Here is a 1,067-nt window from a genome sequence, read left to right on the forward strand (position 1 = left end):
CACGACGGCGCAGCTCAAGCGGGTAACGGGAGGGTCGTGCCATGACTCGATCCTTTCATGAAATCGAGTCTCTATTCGAACCGGGGCGGTTCACATGGACATTGTGATCGACCCTATTCTGGCACTCGTCGTGGCACAGGCGGCTCTCGTCGAGCACGCGGACAAGTGTGTAGAGGTCAAGACCGACGGTGTTGTTGCACAGTACAAGGGCGGCTACTGCAAGTAGGTGCCGCCGCTGACTTGAGGGGGGACAGCGCAACGTGGCTGAAGTGCTGGTGTGGAGTGGTGCGATCGTGCTGACTGTGTGCACGTTGTACCGCGGCTATCTGCGCTCGACATACGGTCGGCAGCAGACATCGCCGATTCGGGGCAGCCGTATGGCGATGATTGCTGCGCTGGTGGTCATGGCCATCGTGTGGGGCACTACCTACATCGCTGTCGGCGACGGTTTGCTCGCCTGGGTGGCCGCCCTATTGTGGGGACTGGCCACCGCTGAGGTCGTCATCATCGCCCGGTCGACGCGCCGTCCGGCCTGAATCGGCCGCCCCAATGAGTGCGCTGGACCGCTCTGTACCGGTGATCGGCCGGCCCAATGGCAGGCGGCGCTTGGGAAGCGGTGACCGCGATATCGTAGAGGACCACTGACGACCATCCCATCGCATGATCTGGCAGGAGATCCGCGTGCCTGAGGACCCTGGCGCGCAGGGCGAGATCGCCGCTCTCACCCGCTGTTTCGAGGACGGGGCGGAGCGGACGGATCGAGAGTTCGGGATCGTCAAGAGCGATCTCACGGCACTGCGCCTGCAGGTGGGCAACCCTTGATCAGAAGGTGGGCAACCTGGACGCGAAAGTGGATGACCTCGCCGGTGAGGTCCGAGGCCTCACCGAGAAGATCGATCGTAACCAGGCGCAGATCGTTGAGCTGCTGACCCAGCTGATCGGGCGGAACCCGAACGCCAGCTGATCTCCCTTACGGCTGCGGGCCGCCGCAACGAAGGGGGTTGGCGGGGCGCCGCCCGGTTTGGAGGGGGGATGGGTTGGTGGGCGCGTGTTGCCGGTTGGCCCTA

Annotated in this window: 4 protein-coding genes; all 4 read left to right on the forward strand. The window is 64.1% G+C overall.

Annotated elements, in window-relative coordinates; genetic code table 11:
* The first annotated feature begins 94 nt into the window (after positions 1–94).
* The 4 genes from ABT288_RS50025 (at position 95) to ABT288_RS50040 (ending at position 964) form a co-directional block, all read left to right on the forward strand.
* Positions 95–226, forward strand: a complete 132-nt coding sequence (locus ABT288_RS50025; protein ID WP_351623461.1) for a hypothetical protein — start codon at positions 95–97, stop codon at positions 224–226.
* A gap of 34 nt (positions 227–260) precedes the next feature.
* Positions 261–536, forward strand: coding sequence for a hypothetical protein (locus ABT288_RS50030; RefSeq protein WP_351623462.1), 276 nt, complete (start codon positions 261–263; stop codon positions 534–536).
* A 124-nt stretch (positions 537–660) separates the two neighbouring features.
* On the forward strand, positions 661–822 hold the full coding sequence (locus ABT288_RS50035; protein WP_351623463.1) for a hypothetical protein: 162 nt from the start codon (positions 661–663) through the stop codon (positions 820–822).
* 7 nt (positions 823–829) lie between these two features.
* Positions 830–964 (forward strand): hypothetical protein, encoded by a 135-nt coding sequence (locus ABT288_RS50040; protein WP_351623464.1) that lies wholly within the window; start codon positions 830–832, stop codon positions 962–964.
* Positions 965–1,067 lie beyond the last annotated feature (103 nt).

Source organism: Streptomyces sp. NPDC001093 (assembly GCF_040298985.1).
GTDB lineage: Bacteria > Actinomycetota > Actinomycetes > Streptomycetales > Streptomycetaceae > Streptomyces.

What these genes read in the sequence shown, in the direction of transcription:
- ABT288_RS50025 (WP_351623461.1), top strand. Translation starts at nt 95, where the DNA reads ATGGACATTGTGATCGACCCTATTCTGGCACTCGTCGTGGCACAGGCG.
- ABT288_RS50035 (WP_351623463.1), top strand. Translation starts at nt 661, where the DNA reads ATGATCTGGCAGGAGATCCGCGTGCCTGAGGACCCTGGCGCGCAGGGC.